The sequence below is a fragment of the Micromonospora sp. URMC 103 genome (assembly GCF_051386435.1).
Classification (GTDB): Bacteria; Actinomycetota; Actinomycetes; order Mycobacteriales; family Micromonosporaceae; genus Micromonospora.
In genome coordinates, this window is the sequence record NZ_JBPQTR010000004.1 from 1,905,883 (window position 1) to 1,931,623 (window position 25,741).

Annotated in this window: 24 protein-coding genes; 13 read left to right on the forward strand and 11 right to left on the reverse strand. The window is 75.0% G+C overall.

Translation table 11 applies throughout. The features are described from left to right. Positions 1 to 57: 57 nt before the first annotated feature. Positions 58 to 1,491: an aldehyde dehydrogenase family protein gene (locus tag ACSNOA_RS12420; RefSeq protein ID WP_436658131.1), complete on the reverse strand. Its 1,434-nt coding sequence runs from the start codon at positions 1,489 to 1,491 to the stop codon at positions 58 to 60. A 72-nt stretch (positions 1,492 to 1,563) separates the two neighbouring features. Here ACSNOA_RS12420 and ACSNOA_RS12425 point away from each other — a divergent pair, with 72 nt between their 5' ends. Next, positions 1,564 to 3,168 carry a phytoene desaturase family protein gene (locus ACSNOA_RS12425; protein WP_436658132.1) on the forward strand — a complete coding sequence of 535 codons (1,605 nt, stop codon included), beginning with the start codon at positions 1,564 to 1,566 and terminating at the stop codon, positions 3,166 to 3,168. A 755-nt stretch (positions 3,169 to 3,923) separates the two neighbouring features. On the opposite strand, the gene ACSNOA_RS12430 is transcribed toward ACSNOA_RS12425, so the two are convergent. The 3 genes from ACSNOA_RS12430 to ACSNOA_RS12440 form a co-directional block, all read right to left on the reverse strand. Then, complete coding sequence (locus ACSNOA_RS12430; protein ID WP_436658133.1) at positions 3,924 to 4,691, reverse strand: polyprenol monophosphomannose synthase; 768 nt, start codon at positions 4,689 to 4,691, stop codon at positions 3,924 to 3,926. Between the two features lie 118 nt (positions 4,692 to 4,809). After that, complete coding sequence (locus tag ACSNOA_RS12435; protein WP_436658134.1) at positions 4,810 to 5,811, reverse strand: SDR family oxidoreductase; 1,002 nt, start codon at positions 5,809 to 5,811, stop codon at positions 4,810 to 4,812. Continuing rightward, positions 5,811 to 6,236 (reverse strand): SRPBCC family protein, encoded by a 426-nt coding sequence (locus ACSNOA_RS12440; RefSeq protein WP_436658135.1) that lies wholly within the window; start codon positions 6,234 to 6,236, stop codon positions 5,811 to 5,813. The genes ACSNOA_RS12435 and ACSNOA_RS12440 overlap by 1 nt, the downstream gene beginning before the upstream one ends. Before the next feature lie 286 nt (positions 6,237 to 6,522). On the opposite strand from ACSNOA_RS12440, the gene ACSNOA_RS12445 reads away from it, so the two are divergent. The 8 genes from ACSNOA_RS12445 to ACSNOA_RS12480 are packed head-to-tail and all read left to right on the forward strand — an operon-like array spanning position 6,523 to position 15,151. Beyond that, positions 6,523 to 8,172, forward strand: coding sequence for an HAD-IIIA family hydrolase (locus tag ACSNOA_RS12445; RefSeq protein WP_436658136.1), 1,650 nt, complete (start codon positions 6,523 to 6,525; stop codon positions 8,170 to 8,172). Further along, positions 8,169 to 9,146, forward strand: a complete 978-nt coding sequence (locus ACSNOA_RS12450; protein WP_436658137.1) for a glycosyltransferase — start codon at positions 8,169 to 8,171, stop codon at positions 9,144 to 9,146. The genes ACSNOA_RS12445 and ACSNOA_RS12450 overlap by 4 nt, the downstream gene beginning before the upstream one ends. After that, on the forward strand, positions 9,131 to 10,348 hold the full coding sequence (locus tag ACSNOA_RS12455; protein ID WP_436658138.1) for a glycosyltransferase: 1,218 nt from the start codon (positions 9,131 to 9,133) through the stop codon (positions 10,346 to 10,348). Before ACSNOA_RS12450 ends, ACSNOA_RS12455 begins: the two co-directional genes overlap by 16 nt. Next, complete coding sequence (locus tag ACSNOA_RS12460; protein WP_436658139.1) at positions 10,348 to 11,034, forward strand: D-sedoheptulose-7-phosphate isomerase; 687 nt, start codon at positions 10,348 to 10,350, stop codon at positions 11,032 to 11,034. Before ACSNOA_RS12455 ends, ACSNOA_RS12460 begins: the two co-directional genes overlap by 1 nt. A gap of 11 nt (positions 11,035 to 11,045) precedes the next feature. Beyond that, positions 11,046 to 12,539 (forward strand): PfkB family carbohydrate kinase, encoded by a 1,494-nt coding sequence (locus ACSNOA_RS12465; protein ID WP_436658140.1) that lies wholly within the window; start codon positions 11,046 to 11,048, stop codon positions 12,537 to 12,539. Continuing rightward, the gene (locus ACSNOA_RS12470) at positions 12,536 to 13,237 is read left to right on the forward strand and encodes an SDR family oxidoreductase (RefSeq protein WP_436658141.1); all 702 of its coding nucleotides are present in this window, start codon (positions 12,536 to 12,538) and stop codon (positions 13,235 to 13,237) included. The genes ACSNOA_RS12465 and ACSNOA_RS12470 overlap by 4 nt, the downstream gene beginning before the upstream one ends. Further along, positions 13,234 to 14,184 (forward strand): glycosyltransferase family 9 protein, encoded by a 951-nt coding sequence (locus ACSNOA_RS12475; RefSeq protein WP_436658143.1) that lies wholly within the window; start codon positions 13,234 to 13,236, stop codon positions 14,182 to 14,184. The genes ACSNOA_RS12470 and ACSNOA_RS12475 overlap by 4 nt, the downstream gene beginning before the upstream one ends. Beyond that, entirely contained in the window at positions 14,168 to 15,151 is a 984-nt protein-coding gene (locus tag ACSNOA_RS12480) for a DNA topoisomerase IB (protein WP_436658144.1), read from the forward strand. Before ACSNOA_RS12475 ends, ACSNOA_RS12480 begins: the two co-directional genes overlap by 17 nt. A 186-nt stretch (positions 15,152 to 15,337) precedes the next feature. On the opposite strand, the gene ACSNOA_RS12485 is transcribed toward ACSNOA_RS12480, so the two are convergent. The 5 genes from ACSNOA_RS12485 to ACSNOA_RS12505 form a co-directional block, all read right to left on the reverse strand. Next, positions 15,338 to 16,336 carry a helix-turn-helix domain-containing protein gene (locus tag ACSNOA_RS12485; RefSeq protein ID WP_436658145.1) on the reverse strand — a complete coding sequence of 333 codons (999 nt, stop codon included), beginning with the start codon at positions 16,334 to 16,336 and terminating at the stop codon, positions 15,338 to 15,340. Positions 16,337 to 16,382: 46 nt separating this feature from the next. After that, positions 16,383 to 16,886, reverse strand: coding sequence for a hypothetical protein (locus ACSNOA_RS12490; RefSeq protein ID WP_436658146.1), 504 nt, complete (start codon positions 16,884 to 16,886; stop codon positions 16,383 to 16,385). A 71-nt stretch (positions 16,887 to 16,957) separates the two neighbouring features. Then, the gene (locus ACSNOA_RS12495; RefSeq protein ID WP_436658147.1) at positions 16,958 to 18,589 is read right to left on the reverse strand and encodes a RecQ family ATP-dependent DNA helicase; all 1,632 of its coding nucleotides are present in this window, start codon (positions 18,587 to 18,589) and stop codon (positions 16,958 to 16,960) included. A gap of 74 nt (positions 18,590 to 18,663) precedes the next feature. After that, positions 18,664 to 19,614, reverse strand: coding sequence for a TIGR03557 family F420-dependent LLM class oxidoreductase (locus ACSNOA_RS12500; RefSeq protein WP_436658148.1), 951 nt, complete (start codon positions 19,612 to 19,614; stop codon positions 18,664 to 18,666). 106 nt (positions 19,615 to 19,720) lie between these two features. Then, positions 19,721 to 19,846 carry a hypothetical protein gene (locus ACSNOA_RS12505; protein ID WP_358173477.1) on the reverse strand — a complete coding sequence of 42 codons (126 nt, stop codon included), beginning with the start codon at positions 19,844 to 19,846 and terminating at the stop codon, positions 19,721 to 19,723. Between the two features lie 214 nt (positions 19,847 to 20,060). Between ACSNOA_RS12505 and ACSNOA_RS12510 the strand changes: the two genes are divergently transcribed. Then, the gene (locus tag ACSNOA_RS12510; RefSeq protein ID WP_436658149.1) at positions 20,061 to 21,548 is read left to right on the forward strand and encodes a glycoside hydrolase family 3 protein; all 1,488 of its coding nucleotides are present in this window, start codon (positions 20,061 to 20,063) and stop codon (positions 21,546 to 21,548) included. 18 nt (positions 21,549 to 21,566) lie between these two features. Here ACSNOA_RS12510 and ACSNOA_RS12515 read toward each other — a convergent pair whose 3' ends face one another. After that, positions 21,567 to 21,857 (reverse strand): GNAT family N-acetyltransferase, encoded by a 291-nt coding sequence (locus ACSNOA_RS12515; RefSeq protein ID WP_436658150.1) that lies wholly within the window; start codon positions 21,855 to 21,857, stop codon positions 21,567 to 21,569. Between the two features lie 11 nt (positions 21,858 to 21,868). Next, positions 21,869 to 23,080, reverse strand: coding sequence for a cysteine desulfurase-like protein (locus ACSNOA_RS12520; RefSeq protein WP_436658151.1), 1,212 nt, complete (start codon positions 23,078 to 23,080; stop codon positions 21,869 to 21,871). 62 nt (positions 23,081 to 23,142) lie between these two features. Here ACSNOA_RS12520 and ACSNOA_RS12525 point away from each other — a divergent pair, with 62 nt between their 5' ends. The 3 genes from ACSNOA_RS12525 to ACSNOA_RS12535 all read left to right on the forward strand — a co-directional run bounded on the left by ACSNOA_RS12525 (position 23,143) and on the right by ACSNOA_RS12535 (position 25,665). Continuing rightward, on the forward strand, positions 23,143 to 23,508 hold the full coding sequence (locus tag ACSNOA_RS12525) for a hypothetical protein (protein WP_436658152.1): 366 nt from the start codon (positions 23,143 to 23,145) through the stop codon (positions 23,506 to 23,508). 61 nt (positions 23,509 to 23,569) lie between these two features. Further along, on the forward strand, positions 23,570 to 24,391 hold the full coding sequence (locus tag ACSNOA_RS12530; protein WP_436658153.1) for a DUF1206 domain-containing protein: 822 nt from the start codon (positions 23,570 to 23,572) through the stop codon (positions 24,389 to 24,391). Between the two features lie 77 nt (positions 24,392 to 24,468). Beyond that, positions 24,469 to 25,665, forward strand: coding sequence for a mechanosensitive ion channel family protein (locus ACSNOA_RS12535; protein ID WP_436658390.1), 1,197 nt, complete (start codon positions 24,469 to 24,471; stop codon positions 25,663 to 25,665). Positions 25,666 to 25,741 lie beyond the last annotated feature (76 nt).

Sequence of the window (25,741 nt, forward strand, 5' to 3'; positions counted from 1 at the left end):
GTACGCGTACCAAGAGGGTGGCCGTCCGTTCCCGGGGCGGCCACCCTCTTCACGTGGTCACCAGTGGCCGCCGCCCGGCGCCTCGATGTGCACGGCCTTCGTGGCGGTGAACTCGTCGAGCAGTTCGGGGCCGTAGCCGAAGCCCTGGCCGCTGCCGCGACGCGGGTGGGCGGCGCCGCCCGGCGCCCCGCCGAACACGGCGTTGACCTTCACGGTGCCGACGGGCAGCTCCCGCCAGGCCCGGTGGGCGTGGCTCATCGACCCGGTCAGCACGGTCGCCGCCAGCCCGTACGGCGAGTCGGCCGCGCAGCGCAGCGCCTCGCTGAACGAGTCGACCACGACCACGGGCGCGACCGGCCCGAACGTCTCGTCGCGCACCAGGGGCATGTCGTGCCGGCAGTCGGTGACCACGGTGGCCGGATAGAACGCTCCCGGCCCGTCGGGCAGGGTCCCGCCGGTGCGGATGCGCGCCCCCTGGGCAACCGCCGCGGTCACCTGGCCGTGCACGTGGTCCCGGTGCCGGCGGTCGACCAGCGGCCCCAGATCCGTGGCGGGGTCCCGCCCCGGTCCCATCCGCAACGCGGTGGCCCGCTCGACGAGCGCGGCCACGAAGTCCTCCGCCACGTCCCGGTGCGCGTAGATGCGCTCCACGGCGACGCAGATCTGGCCCGCGTTGGCGAACGCGCCGAGCGCCGCCTCGCGGGCCGCCCAGACCGGATCCACGTCGGCGTCCACGACGAGCGGGTCGCTGCCGCCGTTTTCCAGCAGCACCTTCGCGCCGGTGCGGGCGGCCGACGCGGCGATCGCCCGGCCGGTGGCGGTCGAGCCGACGTGGGCCACGACGTCGACCGGCTGCGCGGCCAGCGCCGCACCGGTCTCCGCACCGCCGGTGAGCAGCGTGAGCACCCCCGGCGGGAGCGCCTCGTCGAGGGCCTTCGCCAGCAGCCAACCGGTGGCCGGCGTCCGTTCGCTCGGTTTGTAGAGCACCACGTTGCCGGTTACGAGGGCCGCGCCGAGCAGGCCGCAGGACACCGCCACCGGGTCGTTCCACGGGGTGATGGCCGCGACCACGCCGCGCGGCTGCGGCACCATGTAGTCGAGCGCGTGGTGACCGCCGTGCAGGGTGCGTCCGCCACGCAGTGGTGCCAGTTCCGCGTACTGTCTCAGGGTGCCGATGCCCGCCTCGACGCCGCCGCGCGCGTCCGCCAGCGGCTTGCCCATCTCGGCCGTGACCGCGGCGGCCAACTCCTCGGCGGCCGCCTCGACGGCGTCCGCGGCCCGGTGCAGCGCCGCCGCCCGATCGGCCGGCGCCGTCCCCGCCCACTCCGCCTCGACCTCGCGTGCCGCCTCCACCGCCTTGCCGACGACGTCGGCCGTCGCCACCGGCGCCGAGCTGACCGGGGAGCCGTCGGCCGGGTCGTGCACGACCAGCTCGCCCTCCTCGCCGCCGGCGCCCCAGACCCCACCTATGAGCTGCGTGACCGTGTACATGCGGCAGGGGATGCCCCGGTCCCGGCGAGGCAAACGCGTTTCGCCCGTTTGCGGGCCGGGTAGGCGGATCGGATGACTCCCACCGCCGCGGAGAGCGCGGACGCCGTCGTCGTCGGGGCGGGCCACAACGGCCTCGTGGCCGCCAACATGCTGGCCGACGCGGGCTGGGACGTGGTGGTGCTGGAGGCGACGGCGGCGCCGGGCGGGGCGGTCCGCTCGGCCGAGGTCACGGCGCCCGGCTACCTGAGCGATCTCTACAGCTCGTTCTACCCGCTGGGCTACGCCTCGCCGGTGCTGCGCGGGCTCGACCTGGGTCGGTACGGCCTGACCTGGCGGCACGCGCCGGACGTGCTGGCCCACCTGCTGCCCGACGGCCGGGCGGCGGTCGTCAACCGGGATCCCGACGTGACGGCCGCGTCGCTCGAGGCGTTCGCGCCGGGCGACGGCAAGCGCTGGCTCACGGCGTACGACGACTGGATGCAGGTCGCCGAGCCGATGCTGGAGACCATCACCACCCCGTTCCCCCCGGTGCGCGGTGGCCTGACGCTGCTCCGCCGGCTGAAGATCGTCGGCGCGCTGCGGCTCGCCCGGCGGCTCGTGCTGCCGGTGCGCAAGCTGGGCGACGAACTCTTCGACGGCGCGGGCGCCCAGGCGCTGCTGGCCGGCTGCGCGCTGCACACCGACCTGTCAACGGAGGAGGCCGGCTCCGGGGTGTACGGCTGGCTGCTCACCATGCTCGGCCAGCAGGTCGGCTGGCCGGTGCCGGACGGCGGCGCGCAGAAGATCACCAACGCGCTCGTCGACCGGCTCACCGAGCGGGGCGGGCGGATCCTCTACGGCGCCAGGGTGGACCGCGTACTGGTGGCCCGGGGACGGGCGATGGGCGTACGCACGGTCGGTGGGGCGCTGTGGCGTGCCCGGCGGGCGGTGCTCGCCGACGTGCCCGCCCCGGCGCTCTTCCTCGACCTGGTCGGCCCGGCCGCGCTGCCGCCGCGGCTGGTCGAGGACCTCGCGCACTTCCGCTGGGACGGCTCCACCCTCAAGGTGGACTGGGCGCTGTCGGCGCCGGTGCCGTGGACGAACCGCGCGGTGGCGACCGCCGGCACCGTGCACCTCGGGGCGGATCTGAACGGATTGACGAGCTACTCGGCCACGCTGGCCCGCGGCGAGGTGCCGCAGGACCCGTTCCTGCTGGTGGGGCAGATGACGGTGGCCGACCCGAGCCACTCGCCGCCCGGCACGGAGTCGCTCTGGTCGTACACCCACCTGCCGTTCCGCCGGGACTGGCGCGCCGAGGAGATCACCGAGCACGTGACGCGCATGGAGCGGGTGCTCGAGGAGGCCGCTCCCGGCTTCCGCAGCCTGATCGTCGGCCGCCACGTGGCCGGCCCGGCGGACCTCGAGAAGGGCGACGCGAACCTGGTCGGCGGCGCGGTGGGCGGCGGGACCGCCGCCGCGTACCAGCAGCTCTTCCTGCGGCCGATCCCCGGCCTGGGCCGGCCGGACACCCCGGTGGACCGGCTGTTCCTGGCCAGCGCGTCCGCCCATCCCGGCGGCGGTGTGCACGGCGCTCCCGGCGCGAACGCCGCCCGCGCCGCGCTGGCCCGCGACCGTGCCCTCACGGGAGGCCTGTACGCCGCCGCCGTCGACGCGGCCCACCGCGCGATCTACGCCTGACCGCGCCGCCCCCGAGGCCCCCCGCTGGCCCGCTCGCCCGCGTGCCCGCTCTCCCTCGCCCGTTGGCCCACTGCCCCGCGCGCCCGCTCGCCCTCGCCCGTTTGCCCGCGCGCCCTGCCCGCACCGCTCCGCGTGCCTTGCCCGCACCGCTCCGCGTGCCTTGCCCGCACCGCTTCGCGTGCGGGTCGTGGCCGCCGTGCGTGCGGTCTCGGCGAGTGCCGGCGCGGCGTGAGCCGGCGAGCGCCGAGCGATCGGCAGGCGAACCCCAGCGACTCAGCGTGACCAACCCGCCGCCCCGGCGCACACTCCTTCGCCTCCTTTGCTCTGCACCCCTATATGCAACGGTCACGCTCCGTGGTCTCGCGCGGCCGGTCCTCCGGCGCGGCGCGGAAGGATGTGCAGGTCAGCGAGGTGGTGCCTCGGTGGGTGCAGAGCAGCGTGGAGAGGGGACCGGTGGACCTCGCGGGCACCGTGACGGACCGTGTCAGCACGCTGTGTCACCGAGTGTGGTGGGCGTTTGCGCGAGCGCGCCCGTTCTGGCACGCGCCGTTCTGGCACGCGCCCACCGCTCGGCGGGCGGTCGACGCCGCCACCGGGCACCGCGCGAGCGGCCGACCGGCGGCGCCGCGAGATCGACTCGGCTTCCCGGAAGGCGCGGTCTCCACCGCGCCCGGACACCTCGCCATCGAGGAAACCGAGTCGATCACGGCCGACGGCGCCTCCGCACGGGCGCGCCGGCGCGGCTCACCTGGCGGTCAGCGCTCGATGTTGCGGTGCTTGTTGCGCAGCTTGAACGGCATCAGCGCGCTTTCGATCTTCGTGGCGGTGGTCATCTTCGAGTCGCCCTCGCGGCGCTCCTCGAAGCGGATCGGCACCTCCAGGATGGTGTGGCCCAGCTTCGTGGCGAGGTAGTGCATCTCCACCTGGAAGCTGTAGCCGTTGGACTGCACCCGGTCGAGACCGATGTCCCGCAGGGCGTCCGCCCGCCAGATCTTGAAGCCGGCCGTGAGGTCCCGGATCCGCACCCGCAGCAGGGTGTGCACGTAGAGGTTGGCCCAACCGCTGAGGGCGCGACGGTACAGCGGCCAGTTCTCGTCGAGCTCGCCGCCCGGCACGTAGCGGGAGCCGATCACCACGCTGGCCTGCGTCGACAGCAGCGCGCCGAGCATGCCGGGCAGCGCCTCCGGCGGGTGCGAGAGGTCGGCGTCCATCTGTGCCACGAAGTCGGCGCCGCCGTCGAGCGCCCGGCTCATCCCGTCGACGTACGCCCGCCCGAGGCCCTCCTTGCCGGGCCGGTGCACCACCTCGATCTGCTCGGGGTGCTCGATGGCGAGCTTGTCCGCCACCTCGCCGGTGCCGTCGGGGGAGTTGTCGTCCGCGATCAGGATCCGCAGGCCCGGCAGGGACAGGGCGAGGAGCCGCTCGACCAGCACCGGGAGGTTCCCCGCCTCGTTGTAGGTGGGCACCACGACGGTCAGGCGTGCGTCCCGCCACGGCGCGGGCAACTGTACGGGTTCGATCATCTCGGACATCCTCGGTTTGCGGACAGGATTTCCTGAGAGGGTAGCCAGTTGCCATATCGGTGGCGTAAAGACTCCCCGTCCGCAAGCTGTGCTCCCGACGTTCGCCGGGCGTCGTGCGTCAGCGGCGGCGTCGTGTGACGCCGGCCAAAGCGAGCGCCAGGCCCGCCATTGCGAGGCCGGAGAGCACCGACTTGTGGGTGCCCACCCACAGCGCCGCCGACCGGTCGCGCGCCTCGTCGGCGAAGACGCCGTCCGCGCCGCGGTCCCGATCGTCGTCGCGCGGGCGGTCGAGGTTGTCCTGCCAGGCGGCGAGATCGACCGGGGTCCCGGTCTGCTGGCTGTCGTACCCCTCCCGGGCCAACTTCCGGTCGAGCAGGCCGGGCAGGAAGATGTCGCCGAGCCGGGCGCGCCAGGTCGGGCCGCCCACGTTCAGCTCGCGTACCCCGCGGTCCGCGGCCCAGAGGATGGCCCGGGCCGCCAGATCCGGCGTGAAGATCGGCGGTACGGGTTGGGGATGCCGAGGGAGCCGCGTACGGACCCACGAGAACTGCGGGGTGTTCACGGCGGGCAGCTGCACCATGGAGAGCCGCACCGTGGGGCAGTCGTGCAGCAGTTCGGCGCGCAGCGAGTCGTTGAAGCCCTGGATGGCGTGCTTGGTGGCGCAGTACGCCGACTGCAACGGGATGCCGCGGTAGGCCAGCGCCGAGCCGACCTGCACGACGGCGCCCCGCCCGTGGGCGCGCATGTGCCGCAGCGCGGCGAGGGTGCCGTGCACCGTGCCGAGGTAGTTGACCTCGGTGACCCGGCGGAACTCCGGGGCGGTGATCTCCCAGGCCGGGGCGAAGACGGACACCATGGCGTTGTTGACCCAGACGTCGAGCATTCCCCAGCGGTGCACCACGTCGTCGGCGGCCTGCTGCACGGCCCCGGCGTCGGCGACGTCGACACGGTAGGTGCGGACGTCCGCGGCGCCTCGTTCCCGGCAGTCCCGTTCGGCGGCGGCCAGGCCGGCCTCGCCCCGGGCGAGCAGCGCGACCCGGGCTCCCCGTCGGGCGTACGCCCGCGCGACCGCCCGGCCCACCCCCGCCGTGGCGCCCGTGATCACGACGGCCTGCGTCATCACTGGTCCTTCTGGCGCGTGGCGATGTCGGAGAGCCGGGCGAGCGTCTCGCGGTTGCGCAGGTGCAGCACGAGGTCGTTGAGTCTGTTGCGAACCCACCGCAGCGGGCCGGCCGCGAAGTCCTCGCCGATCCGCACCCGGGTGGCCCCGTCACCCACCGGGTCGAGCGTGAAGGTCACGATCGCCTCGCCCGCGGGCCAGAGCCCCGCCCGCAGGACGAGCTTGCGCGGCGGCTCGGAGAGCAGCACCGTCGACGCGTCCTGCAACGAGAACGGCCACGGCCCGGCGCGGTGGTGCAGCTGGCTGCCGACCCGCGGCCAGTCGTCGTCCACGTCCCGGACGTGCGCGGTGCCCACCACCCAGTCGCTGTACGTCCACCCGTCCGCCAGTACGTCGAACACCTTCTGCGGGGGTGCGTCGATCACTCGCTCCACAATCGCCACTGTGCCCCCATACCCGCGCCCGGACCGGGGCTAACAGGGGTGACGGGTTAGCTTCTCCGGGGCGACGGGTAAGGCGAGCGCGGGCGGCCGTGAATGGGGCCTGTCGTGCGCGGTTGGCGTGGCCGCGTCGGAGCTGACGTTTACTCCTCGGGGCGCAGGGAACCCGCCGGTCGTGCGACAGGACCAGGTGGAGCCGGATCAGCGCAGGTCAGCCGGGGTTTTCGCCGGTGCTGACCGGGCCGGGTCCGAGCCGGTCCTCTATGACGCGGTGTTGCTGGATCGGGATGGCACGTTGGTGGAGGACGTGCCGTACAACGGTGATCCGGAGAAGGTGCGTCCGTTGCCGGGGGTGCGGGCGGGGTTGGATCGGTTGCGGGCGGCGGGGTTGCGCCTGGGGGTGGTGAGTAACCAGTCGGGTTTGGCTCGTGGGTTCTTCACGGATGCGCAGATGCGGGCGGTGCAGGCGCGGGTGGAGGCGTTGTTGGGGCCGTTCGACACGTGGCGGGTGTGTCCGCATGAGGATGCGGACGGGTGTGGGTGTCGTAAGCCGTTGCCGGGGTTGGTGCACGCGGCGGCGGCGGATGTGGGCACGGTGGCGGGTCGGTGTGTGGTGGTGGGGGACATCGGCCGGGACGTGGCCGCGGCCCTGGCCGCGGGTGCGGCGGGGGTGTTGGTGCCCACGCCGGTGACGCGGCCGGAGGAGGTCGCGGCCGCGCCGTGGGTGGCGGCGGACTTCCCGGCGGCGGTGGCGGAGATCCTGCGCCGCCAGACCGCCGTCGTGCCCGCGACCGACCCGTGGCCCGGCCGGCGGGGCGGGTCGGGGTCCCGGGTGGGGACGGTGTTGGTGGTGCGGTCGGACTCGGCCGGGGACGTGCTCGTCACCGGCCCGGCGATCCGCGCCGTCGCCCACACCGCGGACCGGGTGGTGCTGTTGTGCGGGCCGCGGGGACGCGCCGCCGCAAACCTGCTGCCCGGGGTGGACGAGGTCATCACCCATGCGCTGCCGTGGATCGACCCGACTCCCGACCCGGTCGACGCGGCCGACATGCACGCGTTGACCGCCCGGCTCGCCGCCCTGGACGTGGACGAGGCGCTCATCTTCACCTCCTTCCACCAGTCCCCCCTGCCCCTGGCCCTGCTGCTGCGTATGGCCGGCGTCGCCCGTATCGCCGCGATCAGCGACGACTACCCCGGCAGCCTCCTGGACATCCGCCACCGCGTACCCACCGGCGTCCCCGAACCCGAACGCGCCCTGTCCCTCGCCGCCGCCGCCGGACACGGCCTACCACCCCACGACCAACCCACCCTCCGGCTGCGCGGCGACGCCGTGCCGTCGCCCCCGGCGCAGCTCGGCCCACCGGGGTACGTCGTGCTGCATCCGGGCTCGTCGGTGCCCAGCCGGGCCTGCCCGCCGGAGGTGGCCGTCCGGATCGCCCGGGCTCTGGTCGACGCAGGGCACCGGGTGGTGGTGACCGGCACGCCCGACGAACGGGACCTCACGGCCGCGGTGGCCGGCTCCGGCGCTCTGGACCTGGGCGGCCGCACCGGCCTCGGCGAGCTGGCCGGGGTGGTGGCCCACGCGGGGGCCGTGGTCGTCGGCAACACCGGACCGGCGCACCTCGCGGCCGCTTTCGGGGTGCCGGTGGTCAGCCTCTTCGCGCCCACCGTCCCGTTCGGACAGTGGGGTCCCTACCGGGTGCCGACCGTCCGCCTCGGCGACGCCACCGCACCCTGCCGCGACACCCGCGCCGCCACCTGCCCGGTCCCCGGGCACCCCTGCCTCGCCGACATCGACCCGGCCGACGTGGTCGCCGCGCTGCGGCTGCTCGGCGTACACCAGGATGCCGCACCCACGGGAACGACCGGCGCGGACGCCGCCGGCGCGGCGGTGACCGCCACGGGCGGGAGCGCCCGATGAACATCCTCCTGTGGCACGTGCACGGTTCGTGGACCACCGCGTTCGTGCACGGCCGGCACCGCTACCTCATCCCCGTCACCCCCGACCGCGGCCCCTACGGCCTCGGCCGCGCCCGCACCTACCCCTGGCCCCACACCGCCATCGAAGTCACCCCCGACCAACTCGCCACCACCCACATCGACGCCGTCATCCTCCAACGCCCCGAAGAACTCGACCTCACCCACCAATGGCTACACCGCCGCCCCGGCCACGACCTACCCGCCATCTACGTCGAACACAACACCCCCAAAGACGGCAACATCCCCCACAGCCGCCACCCCATGGCCGACCGCGACGACCTACTCATCGCTCACGTCACCGGCTTCAACCAACTCTTCTGGGACACCGGATCGACCCGCACCACCGTCGTCGACCACGGGATCGTCCCGCCGGCCGTCGAGTACACCGGCGAGCTCGACCGGCTCGCCGTGGTGATAAACGAGCCGGTACGGCGGTGGCGGGTCACCGGGACCGACCTGCTGCCCCTGTTCGCCGAGATCGCTCCGCTGGACGTCTTCGGCATGGGCGTGGCCGGGCTCGCCGACCGGCTCGGGCTGCCACCCGAGCGGGTCACCAGCCACGACGACGTCCCGCAGGCCAAGATGCACGCCGAGCTGGCGCGGCGGCGGGCGTACCTGCACCTGTGCCGGTGGACCTCGCTGGGACTCAGCCTCATCGAGGCCATGTCCATCGGCATGCCCGTCGTGGCACTCGCCACCACCGAGGCGGTGACGGCCGTGCCACCGGGCGCGGGCGCCCTCGCCACCCGCGTCGACACGCTGCTGGAGGCCGCCCGCCGGTTCATGGCCGACCCGGCGCTCGCGCGACAGGCCGGCGCGGCGGGCCGGACCGCCGCCCGCGACCGGTACGGGCTCGACCGTTTCCTCACCGACTGGGACCGGCTGCTGGAGGAGGAAGTATGCGCATCGCGATGATCTCGGAGCACGCCAGCCCCCTCGCCGTCCTCGGGGGCGAGGACGCCGGCGGCCAGAACACGCATGTCGCGGAGCTCTCCGCCGCGCTCGCGGCCGCCGGGCACGACGTGCGGGTCTACACGCGCCGCGACGCGGTGGACCTGCCGGTCACCGTGCACAGCCCCGACGGGTACGACGTGGTGCACGTCCCGGCCGGCCCGGCCGAGCCGGTGGCCAAGGACGCCCTCCTGCCGCACATGAAGGAGTTCAGCCGCTGGCTGGTCGACCGGTGGCGGGGCGGCGACTGGGCGCCCGAGGTGGTCCACGCGCACTTCTGGATGAGCGGGCTCGCCGCGCTGACGGCCGGCCGGCTGACCGGGGTGCCGGTGGTGCAGACGTACCACGCGCTCGGCACCGTGAAGCGGCGGCACCAGGGCGTGCAGGACACCAGCCCGGCGCGGCGGATCGCGTACGAGCGCGAGCTGGGCCGGTCCGTGGACCGGGTGGTCGCGCAGTGCCAGGACGAGGTCGGCGAGCTGGTCCGGATGGGTGTGCCCCGGTCGCGGATGACGGTCATCCCCTCCGGGGTCAACCTCGGCACGTTCGCGCCGCTCGGCCCGGCCGCCGACCGCGAGCCCGGCCGCGCCCGCATCCTCACCGTGGGGCGGCTCGTGGAGCGCAAGGGCTTCCAGACCGTGATCCGCGCGATGGCGCTCGTCCCGGACGCCGAGTGCGTGGTGGTCGGCGGCCCGCCGGAGGGGCTGCTGGAGAGCGACCCGTACGCGCGCCGGCTGCGGGCCCTCGCCGGCACCTGCGGGGTGGCCGACCGGGTGCGCCTCGTCGGGGCGGTGCCGCGGGAGGAGATGGGCCGCTGGTACCGCTCGGCCGACATCCTGGTGGCCGCGCCCTGGTACGAGCCGTTCGGGCTCACGCCGCTCGAGGCGATGGCCTGTGGCGTACCGGTGATCGGCACGGCCGTGGGCGGGATCAAGGACACGGTGGTGGAGGGCGTCACCGGTGACCTCGTCCCGGCCCGTGACCCGCGGGCGCTCGGCACCGCGATCCAGCGGCTGCTCGACGACCGGATCCGGCGGTTCGCGTACGCCACGGCGGCCCAGGAGCGGGCCCGGCTGCGCTACTCGTGGGCCGCCACCGCGGAGCGGCTGGTGGAGGTCTACGGCGAGGTGACCGCCGTGCGTCGGCCGACCGGGGTGGTCGCCTGATGGCGGCCTCGGTGTTCGACGCCCACCTGGCGAACCTGGCCGCGGCCCTGCTGCCGTACCGCGAGTGCGAGCCGCTGCTCGCCCGATGGGGTGACACGCTGGCGCGGCGGTTGGCCGGTGGTGGGCGGTTGCTGGTGGCCGGCAACGGCGGCAGCGCCGCCGAAGCCCAACACCTCACCGCCGAACTCGTCGGCAAACTCCGCGACGACCGCCAACCCCTGTCCGCCATCGCCCTACACGCCGAAACCTCCGCCATCACCGCCATCGCCAACGACTACGGCTACGACGACGTCTTCGCCCGCCAGGTCCGCGCCCACGGCCGCCCCGGCGACATCCTCCTCCTGCTGTCCACCAGCGGCACCAGCCCCAACCTCCTCACCGCCGCCACCGCCGCCCACGACACCGGCCTCCACACCTGGGCCTTCACCGGCCCCGCCCCCAACCCCCTCGCCGACGCCTGCGACGAGGCGCTCGCCATCGCCTCGCCGGACAGCCAGGTCGTCCAGGAGCTGCACCTGGTCTCCACCCACGTGCTCTGCGAGTACGTCGACGAGGCCCTGCCCGCCGCGCTGGCCGCTGCCGCCGAGGTGCCCGCGCCCGAACCGGCCGGCGCCGGGAACGTCCACGCCGGGGTGGAGGTGGTGCTGGGCGGCGGCTCCGGCCAGCGGGTGCAGGCGACGGGATGAGGAGGGGAAACGTGACGGGACCCGTGGTGGTGGTCGGTGACACCCTGCTCGACCGGGACGTCGAGGGGGTGGTCAACCGGCTCTGTCCGGACTCTCCGGTGCCCGTGCTGGACGAGACCGAGTACGTCGACCGGCCCGGCGGCGCCGGCCTGGCCGCGGTCTTCGCCGCCGCGCAGGGCGCCGAGGTGGTGCTGGTGACGGCGCTCGCCGACGACGCCGGCGGCGCCCGGCTCAGCGCGCTGCTCACGGCGGCCGGTGTCCAGGTGTACGCGCTGCCGCTCGCCGGGGCGACGCCGGAGAAGATCCGGCTGCGGGCCCGCGGCCGGGTGCTGCTGCGCCACGACCGGGGCGGGCAGCCGGGGGCCCCCGGTGAGCCCACCGAGGCGGTGCTCCGGGCGATCGCCAGCGCCTCCGCCGTCCTGGTGAGCGACTACGGCCGCGGGGTGGCACGGCATCCGGCGCTGCGCGCGGCGCTCGGCGCGACCCGCGCGCCGGTCGTGTGGGATCCACACCCGCGCGGGCCGGCCGCCGTGCCCGGCGTGCAACTGGCCACCCCGAACGAATCCGAGGCGCGCGAGCTCGTCCCGGCGCTGCCCGGCGCGACCCGGCTGGCGACTGCGTCGCGGGGCGCGCAGGGGTTGCGCCGGCGGTGGCGGGCCAAGGCGGTCGCCGTGACCCTCGGCGGCGACGGCGCGCTGCTCTGCCACACCGACTCGACGCCCCTCGTGGTGTCGTCCCCGCTCACCGCCGAGGGGGACACCTGCGGGGCCGGTGACCGGTTCGCGGCGACCGCGAGCCTCGCCCTGGCCCGCGGCGCGCTGGTCTCCGAGGCGGTGCAGGAGGCGGTCGCCGAGGCGTCCGCGTACGTGGCCGGCGGGGGAGTGGCGAGCGCACTGCCGCCCCCGGCGCGGCCGGAGGTGGTGGCGGTGGCCGGGCCGGGCGGCGAGCGGGTCGGGGTGAGCGCGGTGGCCTCGGTGCTCGCCGAGGTCCGCGCCTCGGGCGGCACGGTGGTGGCCACCGGCGGCTGCTTCGACCTGCTGCACGCCGGGCACGTGGCGACGCTCCAGGCGGCGCGCAAGCTCGGCGACTGCCTGATCGTCTGCCTGAACTCCGACGCGAGCGTGGCCGGCCTCAAGGGGCCCGAGCGGCCGGTCGTGCCCGAGGTTGACCGCAGCCGGCTCCTGGCGGCGTTGAGCTGTGTGGACGCCGTCATGATCTTCGACGAGCCGACGCCGCACGCCGTGCTGTCCTGGCTGCGTCCGGACATCTGGGTCAAGGGCGGCGACTACGCCACCGGCGCCGGCGACACTCCGGCCCTGCCCGAGGCGGAGATCCTGCGCCGCTGGGGCGGTCACACCGTGGTGGTGCCGTACCTGGACGGCCGCTCCACCACCGACATGATCGCGGCGGCCCGCGCCGGCGGGCGGTCCAACGGGGCGTGCTGCGCGGCCTCCCCGGTCTCGGGACCGCACTCGTCCGGGCCGGCCCCGGAGAGGATCCGATGAGCGCCGCGCCGGCCGGTGCGGGCGCCACCGTGCTCGTGACCGGCGGGTCGAGCGGCCTGGGCGCCGCCGTGGTGGCCGCGGTGGCCCGCTCGGGCGGCCGGCCGCTGGTCCTCGACCGGCAGCGCCCGGGCGACGGTGTGCCGTGGGTCGAGTGCGACCTGGCCGACACGCGCGCCGCCGAGGCCGCCACCCGGCAGCTCGCCGAGCGTTCGGGCGGCCTGGACGCGGTGGTCACCGCCGCCGGCATGGACGTGCCGGGCCGGCTCGCCGACGTGCCGGCCGAGACCTGGGAACGGATCGTGGCCGTCGACCTGCTCGCCACCGCCGCGGTGATCCGGGCCGCCCTGCCCTACCTCGAGGCGTCCCGGGGAACCATCGTGACCGTCGCCTCCACCCTCGGCGTGAAGGCGGTCAGCGACGCCACCGCGTACTGCGCCGCGAAGTTCGGCGTCGTCGGCTTCACCCGCGCCCTCGCCGCCGAACTGGCCGGCACCGTGGGCGTCACGCTGCTGGTCCCCGGCGGCATGCGTACCGCCTTCTTCGACGAGCGCGACGAGCGCTACCGGCCCGGCGCGGACGCCGTGCTCAACGACCCGGCCGACACCGCGGCGGCGGTCATGTTCGCGCTCGCCCAGCCGCCGGGCTGCGCCGTGCGGGAGATGGTGGTCTGCGCGCAGCAGGAGTCCTCCTACCCGTGATCCTCGTGCTGCGCGCGCTCGGCGTCGGCGACCTGGCCACCGCCGTGCCGGCGCTGCGGGCCCTGCGGGCCGCCCATCCCGGGCGGCAGCTCGTGCTCGCCGCGCCGGCCTGGCTCGCGCCCCTTGTGGACCTCGCCGGCGGTGTGGACCGGCTGCTCGACACGCCGGACCTGGACGCGCTCCGGCCCGGCCCGGCGCCCGGGCTCGCCGTGAACCTGCACGGGCGTGGCCCACGGTCGCATCGGGCGCTGGCCGGGCTGCGCCCGGGCCGGCTGCTCGCGTTCGCCAGCCCGGAGGCCGGATTCGCCGACGGTCCGGCGTGGGACGAGGACGAGCACGAGGTGGACCGCTGGTGCCGGCTGCTGGCCTGGTACGGGATACCCGCCGACCGGAGCGACCTCGCGCTGCGCCGGCCACCGGCGACCGGTGCGCCGGCCGGGGCGACCGTGCTGCATCCCGGGTCGAAGGTGCCCGCCAAGCGGTGGCCGGCCGACCGGTTCGCCGCCCTGGCCCGGCGGCTCACCGACGAGGGGCACCGGGTGGTGTTGACCGGGACGGCCGACGAGCGGAACCTGGCGATCCGGGTGGCCGCCGCGGCCGGGTTGCCTCCCGACGCCGTGCTGGCCGGCCGGACCGGTCTCGGCGAGCTGGCGGCCCTGGTGGCGGCCGCCCGGCTCGTGGTGAGCGGGGACACGGGTGTGGCCCACCTCGCGACCGGCTACGCCACCCCGTCCGTGGTGCTGTTCGGTCCGGTTCCGCCGGCGCGGTGGGGCCCGCCGCCGGACCGCCCCCGACACCGTGTGATCTGGGCCGGAGGGAGGGATTGGCCCAGCTGGGACGGGGTAGGAAGCCACCCGTCGTTGATGGCCCTCGGGGTCGACGAGGTGTCGGCCGCCGTGGACGAGGTGGAACGGGTGGTGCGGGACTCCGGTGCGGTTGCGGCGTAGCGATCCGGGCAGGCCGGGGTACGGGCGTCGCCGGCGCGGCAGGGGCTGGCTGTTCCTCGACCCGGGCGGCCAGCCGGTGCGCGATCCGGACGAGCTGGCCCGGCTGCGGGGTCTGGTCATCCCACCGGCCTGGCGGGACGTGTGGATCTGCCCGTACCCGAACGGGCACATCCAGGCGACCGGGATCGACGCGGCCGGCCGGAAGCAGTACCTCTACCACGCGGCCTGGCGGGAGAAGCGGGACGAGGCGAAGTTCGACCACGTGCTGGAGGTGGCCCGGCGGCTGCCGACGCTGCGCGCCCGGGTCGAGCAGGACCTCGACGGCCGCGGCCTGAACCGCGGCCGGGTGCTCGCCACGGTGGCCCGGCTGCTGGACATGGGGATGTTCCGGGTGGGCAGCGACCAGTACGCGGCCGGCGACGACCCGACCTTCGGGGTGTCCACGCTGCGTCCCGAGCACGCGCGGTCCCGCGGTGGCTGCGTGGTCTTCGAGTTCCGGGCGAAGGGCGGCATCGAGCAGGTACGCCGGATCGAGGACCCGGAGCTGTGCCGGGTCCTCACCAACCTGCGCCGGCGGCGCCGCCGGGCGGAACGGCTCTTCGGCTACTGGGACGGCCACGACTGGCGCGACGTGCGCGCCGACGACGTCAACGAGTACCTGCGCGACGCGAGCGGCGGCGAGATGACCGCGAAGGACTTCCGGACCTGGCACGCCACCGTGCGGGCCGCCATCGAGCTGGCCACGGCGGGCCCCGCCCGCTCCGCCACGGCGCGCAAGAGGGCCGTCGCCGCGGTGATGCGGGAGGTCGCCGACCTGCTGGGCAACACGCCGACGGTGGCGCGGACGTCCTACGTGGACCCGAGGGTGGTCGACCTCTACCACGACGGCGTGACCGTCGCCGTGGACCCGGACGCGCCCCGGGAGCGGGCCGAGCGGGCGGTGCTGGAGCTGCTGGAGGACGCCTGAGCCGGACGGACGGGTGGGCGCACCGGGCGTCCGCCCGCCGCGGTGTGCGGCGGGCGCGCGCCACGGCCCCCCGATGGCGGACCGGACCACTCCGTGCCCGGACGGCCAGCCGCGTCGGGGCCAGTCTGCCGGGTGCGGGTTGACCGTTGGCGCCAGCTGGTTGACGATCCGCGCCGCGTCGCGGGATCAGCTCGGAAAGCCGGAACCGCTCTCCGCCCGGTACGCCTGCGGAGCCGCCCCGAACGCCGCCCGGAAGGCCCGGCTGAAGTGCGCCCTGTCGGTGAATCCCCAGCGGCGCGCCACGAGGTGGACGGGACGGTCCCGCAGCAGCGGGTCGGCCAGGTCGCGGCGGCAGCGTTCGAGCCGGCGACGGCGGATCGTGCCGGCCACGGTGTCGTCCTCGGTCGCGAAGAGCCGGTGCAGCGTCCGGACGGAGACGTGGTGGGCGTCCGCGACGACCTGCGGGGTCAGCGTCGGGTCGCCGAGGTGCCGCTCGATGAAGGCCCGCACCCGGACGAGCAGGGCCCGCCGGTGGACCTCGGCCGGTAGGTCGTCCTCGACGTCGAGGTGCCGGGCGAGCAGGGCGGACACCAGGCTGAGCGTCACGTCGGCCAGGTACGGCGCGTCGCTGGCGCGGAACTCCTCGGGGTGCCGGGTGACGCGGTGCAGGTGCTGCGCCAGCAGCGCGCCGGGCCCCTCCGAGCCGGACAGCCGCGCCGCCGTGAGACGGTCCACCTTGTCCGGGTGCAACGGCAGCAGCGCCCGCGGGATGACGGCGGTCACCGAGGCCGCGGGGACCTCCCGGGCGTCGTCGCCCGCGTGCTCCAGAACGTGTGGGCGGCCCCAGTCGACAAGCGTGAAGTCCCCCACCGGCACGGCGGTGTCCCGCCGGCTCGCGCTGATGGCGCAGGCGCCGCTCGTGGCGAGGGCGATCTGGTACACCTCCGGGTCCGCCTGCCGAATGAGTCGGGGCGTACGCCGGCCGGACAGGGACTGGTAGCGGAACCGGGTAAGCGCGATGCCGTTCAGGTCGACGAGCCGGGCCCGCCCCTGGAAGTCGCCCGCGTGGTCGCTGGTGAAGGCGACGGGTGCGGAGACCCGGCCGGCCATCTCGACCCACAGCGGGAAGCGGTCGGCCGGTGGCACCGTGCCGGTGTCCACCGTGTCGACGCGCAGTCCCGCCATGGGCCGATTCTCCCTCGCCGTCCCGGCATCGGGCCGGGGCGGGGGATCAGTCGTTGAGGACGTGCGAGAGGCGGTCACGGAAGCGGCGCTCGGAGTCGCTCACCACGTCACCGCCGAGCCCGAGGACACCGCCGGTGGACGCGGCGCCCACCACCTGCTCGGCGATCTCCACGAGCCAGTGCTTGTACGCGCCGGCCTCGCCCTCGTCCACGCGGACGGCGAGCAGGGCCGCGGCCTCGGCGGCCCGGGCCAGCACGTCGTCGATCATCGCCTGGGGGTCGGCGGGGGAGATGGCGGGCAGTTCCTCGCCGGCCTCCGGGTCGCCCACGCGCGACACGATCTCACCGGCCACCGCGGCGACGAGCGGGCTCGCCGACTCCCGGCCGGCGGCGATGCTCTCGAGGCCGGCCGCGTTCTCGGCCATGGTCCGCCGGGTGCCGTCGGACTCGGCGGCGCTCGCCGCGGTCAGCACCGACTGCGGCAGCCCGACCAGCAGCCCCCACTCCCCGTCGGAGAAACCGAACCCGGTGTACGCCGGCTGTTCGATCACGACAACGCCCCTTCCGAATGTCTGTCCATGTACGTGCGTCGACGCGCGCCGGGCGCGGCGCCCGGATCAGGCTAGTCCAGTGTGAGCAGGCCCTGTTCGGACACCACGCGCACCGACAGCGTCTTGTACCCGACCTCGTCGAACAGAACCGTCATGCGGTCGTCCTCGTAGTTGAGCACGAGGCCCGGCCCCCACTCCGGATGGCGCACCTGGCTGTGCACGGGGAACGGCCCGACCGCGCCGTCGTCGGGGGTGCTCGTGCCGGCGTGGCAGTTGTCGCAGTGCCCGCAGACCTGGGTCATCTGCTCACCGAAGTACGCGAGCAGCGCCTGCCCACGGCAGCCGGTGGTCTCGGCGAAGGCGCGCATCATGTCGGTCCGCGACCGGGTGAGCGTCTGGTGCCGTTCCGCCTCGGCGAGGGCCGCCGCGGCGGCGTCCACCGGGGCCGGTGCGTACCGGGGCGCGCCGATCCGTCCCTTCGCCCGCGGCTCGGCGGCGCCGACCTGCTCCAGCAGCGACAGGTACTGGCCGAGCTTGCGGGGACCGAGGCCGGTCAACTCCCGCAGCCTCGTCCTGCTGAGTGGCTCCTTGCGCAGCAGCGCGGCCAGGTCGCGCAGCTCCGTGCTGTCCGGCAGGCCGCCGGTGAAGAAGCGGCGCAGGCCCACGTCCTCGGCCTGCCAGAGCAACAGGACACGGGCCGGTTCGCCGTCGCGGCCGGCGCGGCCGATCTCCTGGAAGTAGCTGTCCGGCGAGTCGGGCAGGGCCATGTGCACCACCCAGGCGATGTTCGGCTTGTCGATGCCCATGCCGAACGCGGACGTGGCCACCATGATCGGCACCTGGTCGGCCAGGAACGCCTCGTGCAGCTCACCGCGCGCGCCGGCCGGCATCCCGCCGTGGTAGTACCGCGACGGAAAGCCCGCGTCGGTCAGCCGGGCGGCCAGTTCCTCCGCGGCGCGGCGGGTGGGGACGTAGATGATGCCCGGCCGCCCGTCGGACTCCAGCAACGCGACCAGCCGCCGCCACCGGTAGTCCTCGGTGGGGCAGTGGGCGACCTCGAGGAAGAGGTTCGGCCGGTCCAGCCCGGACACCACCACCTCCGGGTCGCGCAGCCGCAACCGGGCCACGATGTCGTCGCGCACCGGCGGCGACGCGGTGGCGGTCAGCGCCACGACCGGCGGTCGGCCGATCCCCTCGATGAGGTGGCCGAGCGCCAGGTAGTCGGGGCGGAAGTCGTGACCCCACGCCGAGATGCAGTGCGCCTCGTCGATGGCCACCAGGGCCGGCTTCAGCGAGCGGACCTCGGCCATCCGGTCCGGGTTGCTGAGCTGCTCCGGCGTGATGAAGAGGAACTCCGCCCGGCCCGCGCGGACCTCCTCGATGGCCTCCGCCTGCTGGGCCGCGCTCTCGTGCGAGCTGATCCGTACCGCCCGCAGCTCGGGTCGCTGCCGCTCGTTGAGCGCCGCGATCTGATCCTGCTGGAGGGCGAGCAGCGGGGAGATCACCACGGTCGGGCCGGGGATCAGGCTCGCCGGGATCTGGTAGATCGCCGACTTGCCGGCGCCCGTGGGGAGGACCACGAGGGCGTCGCGTCGCTTCATCACCGCACGCATGGCGGCCAGTTGGTTGGGCCGTAGCGCGGTCCAGCCGAAGAGGCTGCGCGCCGCGCGGCGCAACGTCGTCGAGTTCCGGGTGAGTGTCATCGAAGGCCGCAGGTACCCGGGCTGATCAGCGACGAAACCGGGTGTGTGACGCACCGCTGCCGCAACGACGAGCGTCACCGGTAGCGGGGGAGGATCTCGCGCTCGTAGAGGTCGAACAGGCCCTGGTAGTGGGGACCGGTGTTGGCCACGTAGACCTCGTCGAAGCCGGCCTTCGCGTACTGCTCGATCATCTCCACGTGCGCCTCGGCGCTGTTGCCGCAGACGAAGGTCTCCTTCATCATCTCCGGCTTCACCAGCTGCGCGGCCTGCTCGAAGTGCCGCGGGGAGGGGAGCACCTGCGACAGTTCGCCCGGCACGCCGGAGTTCGGCCACCGCTCGTACGCGATCCGCATGCCCTCGTCCTCGCTGTCGGCGTACGCCGCCTTGAACCCGGCCTGGCACGGCTTGTCGCCGCCGCCGCCCTCCCGGAAGCGGCGGACGAGGTCGGCGTCCGGCATCGTGCTGATGTAACCGTCGCCGAGCCGGGCCGCGAGGTCGACAGCCTTGGGGCCGAAGCCGGAGATGTAGATCGGCGGCGGGGCGTCCGGCAGGGTGTAGATGCGGGCGTGCTCGACCGTGTAGTGCTTTCCGTGGTGGTTGACGAAGCCGCCGCGCCACAGCTCCCGGAGCACCTCGATGGACTCCTCGAGCATCTCCAGCCGGACGTCGGCCTGCGGCCACGCGTCGCCGAGGATGTGCTCGTTGAGGGCCTCGCCGCTGCCCACCCCGAGCACGAACCGCCCGGAGTGCAGCACGGCGCTGGTCGCGGCCGCCTGCGCGATCACGGCGGGGTGGATCCGCATGGTGGGGCAGGTGACCGCGGTGGTGACGGGCAGCGAGCAGACCTGGCTCAGCGCGCCGATCACCGACCAGACGAAGGGGCTCTGCCCCTGGGCGTCGACCCACGGGTGGTAGTGGTCGGAGATCCACAGCGCCTGGAAGCCGGCCCGCTCGGCGCCGCGGGCCTGCTCCAGCAGCTCGGCCGGCGTGTACTCCTCAGTGGACAGGAAGTAGCCGATCTTCATTCTTCCCCCTCGCGACGTCTCACCGGGTCAACGAGGGAAGCGGTACCCCGGCACCGGCGACCGCACACCGGCCGGCGCCGGTCACGTCCGTCTCCGGGCCGGCCGGTCAGCGGCGGCCGAACATGGCCCGGATCGCGGCGAGCAGCAGCAGGCCGCCCACCACGACGCCGAGCAGGCGTACGCCGGGGATGTCGGCCGGGCTCGTCGCGTCGGCCAGCAACGTGGGATCCATGCCCGCACTCTGCCCACGGGGAGCCCCCGCGGGCAACTGTAAGGTTTATTGACTATTTGATCGCGTGGTGTGACCATGGCAGCACCGCCCGCCCGGGCGGCGCGCGAGGCGCGGAGAACGTGGGGGTACGGGGCCGCATGAGCGAGCGCAGCGAGCGGACGGTCGGGCACGGGGGGCGGGCGCCGGGTGGCGCCGGGCGGCCGGAGGCGGCGGCATGAGCGTGCCCCGGGGCCACCTGACCGCGCTCGCGGCCGCCGTCCTGCAACCCGGGTTCGTGGGCACCACGCCACCACCGTGGGTCTGCCGCTGGCTCGGCGAGGGGCTCGGATCCGTGGTGCTGTTCGCCCGCAACGTGGTCGACGACGCGCAGGTCGCCGCGCTCACCGCGACGCTGCGCGCGGAGCGGCCCGACGTCATCGTGGCCATCGACGAGGAGGCCGGCGACGTCACCCGGATCGAGTCGCGCCGGGGCAGCTCCCGGCCCGGCAACTTCGCCCTCGGCGCGGTGGACGACCCGGACCTCACCGAGGAGGTGGCCCGCGACCTCGGCGCCGACCTCGCGAGCCTCGGCATCACCCTGGACTACGCGCCGGACGCCGACGTGAACTCCAACCCGGCCAACCCGGTGATCGGCGTCCGCTCCTTCGGCGCCGACCCGGCCCTGGTGGCCCGGCACACCGCCGCGTGGGTCCGCGGGCTCCAGGCCGGCGGGGTCGCCGCCTGCGCCAAGCACTTCCCGGGGCACGGCGACACCCGGGTCGACTCGCACCACGACCTGCCCGTCATCACCGCCGACCGGGACCGGCTGGACGCCACCGAACTGGCGCCGTTCCGGGCCGCGGTGGCCGCCGGGGTGCAGGCGGTCATGACGGGCCACCTGCTGGTGCCGGCGCTCGACCCCGAGCTGCCCGCCACCCTGAGCCCCCGCATCCTGGGCGGCCTGCTCCGCGACGAGCTGGGCTTCTCCGGCGTGGTGGTCACCGACGCGGTGGAGATGCGGGCGGTCGCCGACCGGTACGGCTTCGCGGGCGCCGCCGTCCGCGCGCTCGCCGCGGGCGCCGACGCGATCTGCATCGGCGGGGAACGGGCGGACGAGGGGGCCGCCCGTGAGCTGCGGGACGCCATCGCGGCCGCCGTGGTCGCCGGCGAGCTGCCCGAGGAACGGCTCGCCGAGGCGGCCAAGCGGGTGGGACAGCTGGCCGAATGGACGGCCGCCGCCCGCGAGGCGGGAGCCGTACGCGACGGCCTGCCGGCCGACGCCTCGCCCGTCGGGATGGCCGCCGCCCGGCGCGCGCTGCGCGTCACCGGCGCCGCCGCGCTGCCGCTGACCCGGCCGGCGTACGTGGTGGAGTTCGAGCCGCCCCGCAACATCGCGATCGGGGCGGAGACCCCGTGGGGGGTGGGCGCGCCGCTCTCCGAGCTGCTGCCCGGCACCATGAGCCGGCGGTACGCCGCACCCGACGTGCCGGCCGACCCGACCGCCGGGGCCGACGGCCGCCCGGTGGTGCTGGTCGTCCGCGACCTGCACCGGCACGACTGGATGCGGGCCGCCGTGACCCGCGCGCTGGCCGCCCGCCCGGACGCGGTCGTGGTCGAGCTGGGGGTGCCCGAGCTGGTCACCGGCGCCGTGCACGTGGCCACGCACGGCGCGACCCGCGCCGCCGGGCGAGCCGTCGCCGAGCTGCTGACCGGCGCCCGCTGACCCGATCCCGCTGACGGATCAGGGCCGGTCGGTCACGAGGGCGGCGTACTCGGGGTGGCGGTCGATGAAGCCCGCCATGAACCGGCACTGCGGCACCACCCGGCCGCCGCGGTCGCGCACCTCGTCGAGCGTGCGGCGGATCAGCTCCGCCCCGACGCCCATGTCCCGGAAGCGGGGGTCCACCTCGGTGTGCGTGAAGACCAGCACCTCGCCCTGCGGCTGCTCGTACGCCGCGAACCCGGCGAGCGCGTCGTCGACCAGGATCTCGAACCGGCGCTCGGCCGGATTGTCCTCGACCAGGCTGCTCACCCGGCCATTGTCTACCCGGCGGCGACCACGCGGTCGAGTTCGGCGAGCAAGCGGTCCACCTCGTCGGCCGTGTTGTAGTGGTAGATGCTGGCCCGCACCGCGCCACCGCTGTCCCGCAGGCCCATGCCCGTGAAGTACTCGTAGGCGTAGTAGTCGCCGGCCGTGAGGCAGAAACCGGCCGCGCCGAGGGCCGCCTGGGTGCGCGCCGGGGCCATCCCCGCGACCCGGAAGGAGACGGTCGGCCAGCGCCGCGCCGGCGAGCCGTAGACGGTGATCGCGTCCCGTGCGGCGAGGCCGGCGAGCAGCCGGTCGAACAGGGCCTCCTCGTGCGCCTGGGCGGCCGTCAGCCCGGCCCGGACCCGGGCCCGCCGGTCCCCGGTGGCCTCCGGGTCGAGCCCCGCCAGGTGGTCCACCGCGGCGGCCACGCCGGCGAGCAGCGGAAAGCTCGGCGTGCCGTACTCGAAGCGCTCCGGCACCGCGTCCGACGACGGGATCAGCTTCGCGGGGCGCAGCGTCGCCCACCACCGCGGGTCGCCCACCATGGCGGCCAGGTGCGGCCCGGACCACTTGTACGCGCTCGTGACCAGCACGTCCGCGCCGAGCGAGGCGAGATCGGTGGGGGCGTGCGGCACCGCGTGCACCCCGTCGACGCAGACCAGCGCGCCGGCGGCGTGCGCGACCTTGGCGATGGCCGGCACGTCCGGGACCGTCCCGATGGCGTTGCTGCCGGCCGTCACGGCGACCAGCCGGGTGCGCTCGGTGACCAGGTCGGCGTACTGGTCGGCGGGCAGCTCACCGGTGTCGCGGTCGAACTCCGCCCAGCGGACGGTGGCCCCGGCGGCCTCGGCCGCCTGCACCCAGGGCCGTACGTTCGCGTCGTGGTCGAGCCGCGAGAGCACCACCTCGTCGCCGGGGCGCCAGCCCGCGCCGAGCGTGCGGGCAAGGGTGTAGAGCAGCGCGGTCGCGCTCGGCCCGAGCACCACACCGGCCGGGTCGCCGCCGACCAGGTCGGCCACCGCCGAGCGGGCCTCCGCCACCAGTTCCAGCGACCGCTGGCCGGGCCGGAAGGCCGTGCTGCGGTTGCCGGAGGCGGCACGCATCGCGCCGGCGACCGCGTCGATCACCGGCGCGGCGGTCTGGGTGCCCCCGGCACCGTCGAAGTGGACGAAACCCTCGGCCAGGGCGGGGTAGCCGGCCCGGACCCGGTTGATGTCGAACGGCATGCCGCCGACCCTACCGCCGTCGCCGCCGGGCACCGTGGCGGGCGTCTCGTACCCTTGTCGAGGTGACGAACCGACCCGGTAACTCCCCGCTGACCCCCACCCGCCGCGCCGCCGGCGTGCTGGCCGGCCTGGCGCTCGGCGTCGCCGTGCTGGCCGGTTGCAGCTCCGAGGGCGCCTCCACCGACTGCGGCATCAACGCCTGCACGGTCACCTTCGAGCGTGGCGTCGACGCCAGCGCGACGATCCTGGGGGTCGACGCCAAGCTGGTCGGCGTGGAGGGCGACCAGGTGACGGTCGAGGTCGCCGGCGAGCAGCTCACCCTGACGAGCGGGCAGCAGGCCGCCGAGGTGGGCGGTGTCTCGGTCACGCTCGACAGCGTGACCGACCAGCAGGTCAAGGTGCGGGTCTCGGCCAACGCCAACGGCTGACGGGCGCGGGGCCGGCGGTGGCCCACGTTTGAGGATCACGGCGGGCGGAGATTGTGACCGCATGTCACTGACCCGCAGCGCCGGAGCCACCGCCTCCCGCACCGCCGACAGCCGGTGGTTGGAACTCCTCGCCCGGGCCGGCTTCATCGGCTACGGGATCGTGCACCTGCTCTTCGCCTGGTTGGCGCTGCAGATCGCGTTCGGCAGGTCCGCCGACGACGGCGACCAGTCCGGCGCCCTGCGTACGCTCGCCGCCCAGCCGCTGGGCAAGGTCCTGGTCGTGGCGACCGCCGTCGGGCTGCTCGCCATGGCGATCTGGCAGGCGCTGGAGGCGGTTGTCGGGCATCGCGCGGAGCGCGGCCGGGAACGGACGTGGGAGCGGCTCGCCTCGCTGGGCCGGACGCTGGTCTACCTCTACTTCGCGTGGACGGCGTACAAGGTCTTCTCGGACGCGAGCTCGAACAGCGCCGACCAGCAGGAGGCGCTCACCGGTCGTGCCATGGAGTCCTCGGGCGGGCGGTGGCTCGTCGGCCTCGCCGGCGTCGTCCTCGCGGCGATCGGCGTCGGGCTCGTGATCTACGGCCTCGTCAAGCGCTTCGAGAAGCACCTGAAGACCGGTGAGATGAGCCCGGGCACCCACCGGCTAGCCCGCCGGCTGGGGATCGCGGGCTACGTGGCCAAGGGGATCGCGTACGGCATCGCGGGCGTGCTGGTCGTGCTGGCCGCGCTCACCTACGACCCGGAGAAGGCCCGTGGCCTGGACGCCGCGCTGCGGACGCTGCGCGAGCAGTCCTACGGCGGCCTGCTGTTGACCCTCGTCGCCCTCGGCATCGCGGCGTTCGGTGTCTTCTGCTTCCTCCAGTCCCGATACCGCAAGGTCTGACCTGGCCGACGGCGGCGACACCCGGCACCATGGGTGTTTTGCCCGAACTCGTCCTGCCCGGTCCGAGGGAGAACATCGTGCAGAACTACCTCGAAACGGTCGCCGCCGCGCTCGCCGCGGCGGCGACCGCTCTCTTCGTCGCCGCGGTGGTCCACCGGGTGACCCGCCGGCTCGGGCGCCGCTCGCGACTGATGACCGAGCTCACCGAGCACGCGCACCGCCCCTTCCAGGCGGCCGCCACCGTGCTGGCCGTCCAGTTCGCGGCCCGGTTCACCACCGGTTACGGGGTCGGCACCCCGTGGCGGCAGGCGCTGCTGCACGTCCTGGTGCTCGCGGTCATCGCGAGCGTCGCCTGGCTGGTCGCCGCGCTGCTGGTCGTGGTCGAGGACACCGCGCTCGCCCGGTTCCGGGTCGACGTGCCGGACAACCGGCACGCCCGCCGCGTCCGCACCCAGGTGGTGATGCTGCGCCGGCTGACCATCGCGATCATCGTGATCCTGACCCTGGGCGTCATGCTCATGACCTTCCCGAGCGTGCGGGGCATCGGCGCCGGGGTGCTGACCAGCGCCGGTGTGGTCGGCGTGGTGGCCGCGCTGGCCGCGCAGAGCCTGCTCGGCAACGTCTTCGCCGGTCTTCAGCTCGCCTTCAGCGACGCGGTGCGGCTCGACGACGTCGTCGTCGTCGAGGGGGAGTGGGGGCGCATCGAGGAGCTGACCCTCAGCTACGTGGTGGTGCAGATCTGGGACGACCGCCGGCTGATCCTGCCCACGTCGTACTTCACCAGCACACCGTTCCAGAACTGGACGCGGACCGAGGCCGCCGTGCTCGGCACCGCCGAGTTCGACGTCGACTGGGCCGTCCCGGTGCAGGCCATGCGGGAGGAGCTGCGCCGCCTCGTGGAGAGCACCGACCTGTGGGACGGCCGGGTCTGCGTGCTCCAGGTGACCGACGCGACCGGCGGCACCGTCCGCATCCGGGCGCTGGTGAGCGCCGCCGACGCGGGCAGCCTCTGGGACCTGCGCTGCCTCGTCCGCGAGCACCTGGTGGCCTGGGTACGCGACCAGCGGCCCACCGCGATGCCCCGGATCCGCACCGAGTTGGGCGACGCGGGCGGCGACCTGCCGTGGCAGTGGGTGCGGCCGCGCCGCCCGGCCCGGCGGCTCGCCGACGGCGACGTGCCCGACGACGCCCGGCTCTTCGGCGGCAGCGACGACGGCGACGCCCGCAGCGAGGCGTTCGTCGGTCCCGACGAACCCGCGCCGTCGCGCCGCTGACCGCCGCCCCGCCCGGACGGGCGCTGTCGCCCGCGCCCGGTTGCGGCCTTCCCGGCGTTCCGGGGTCGATCACGGA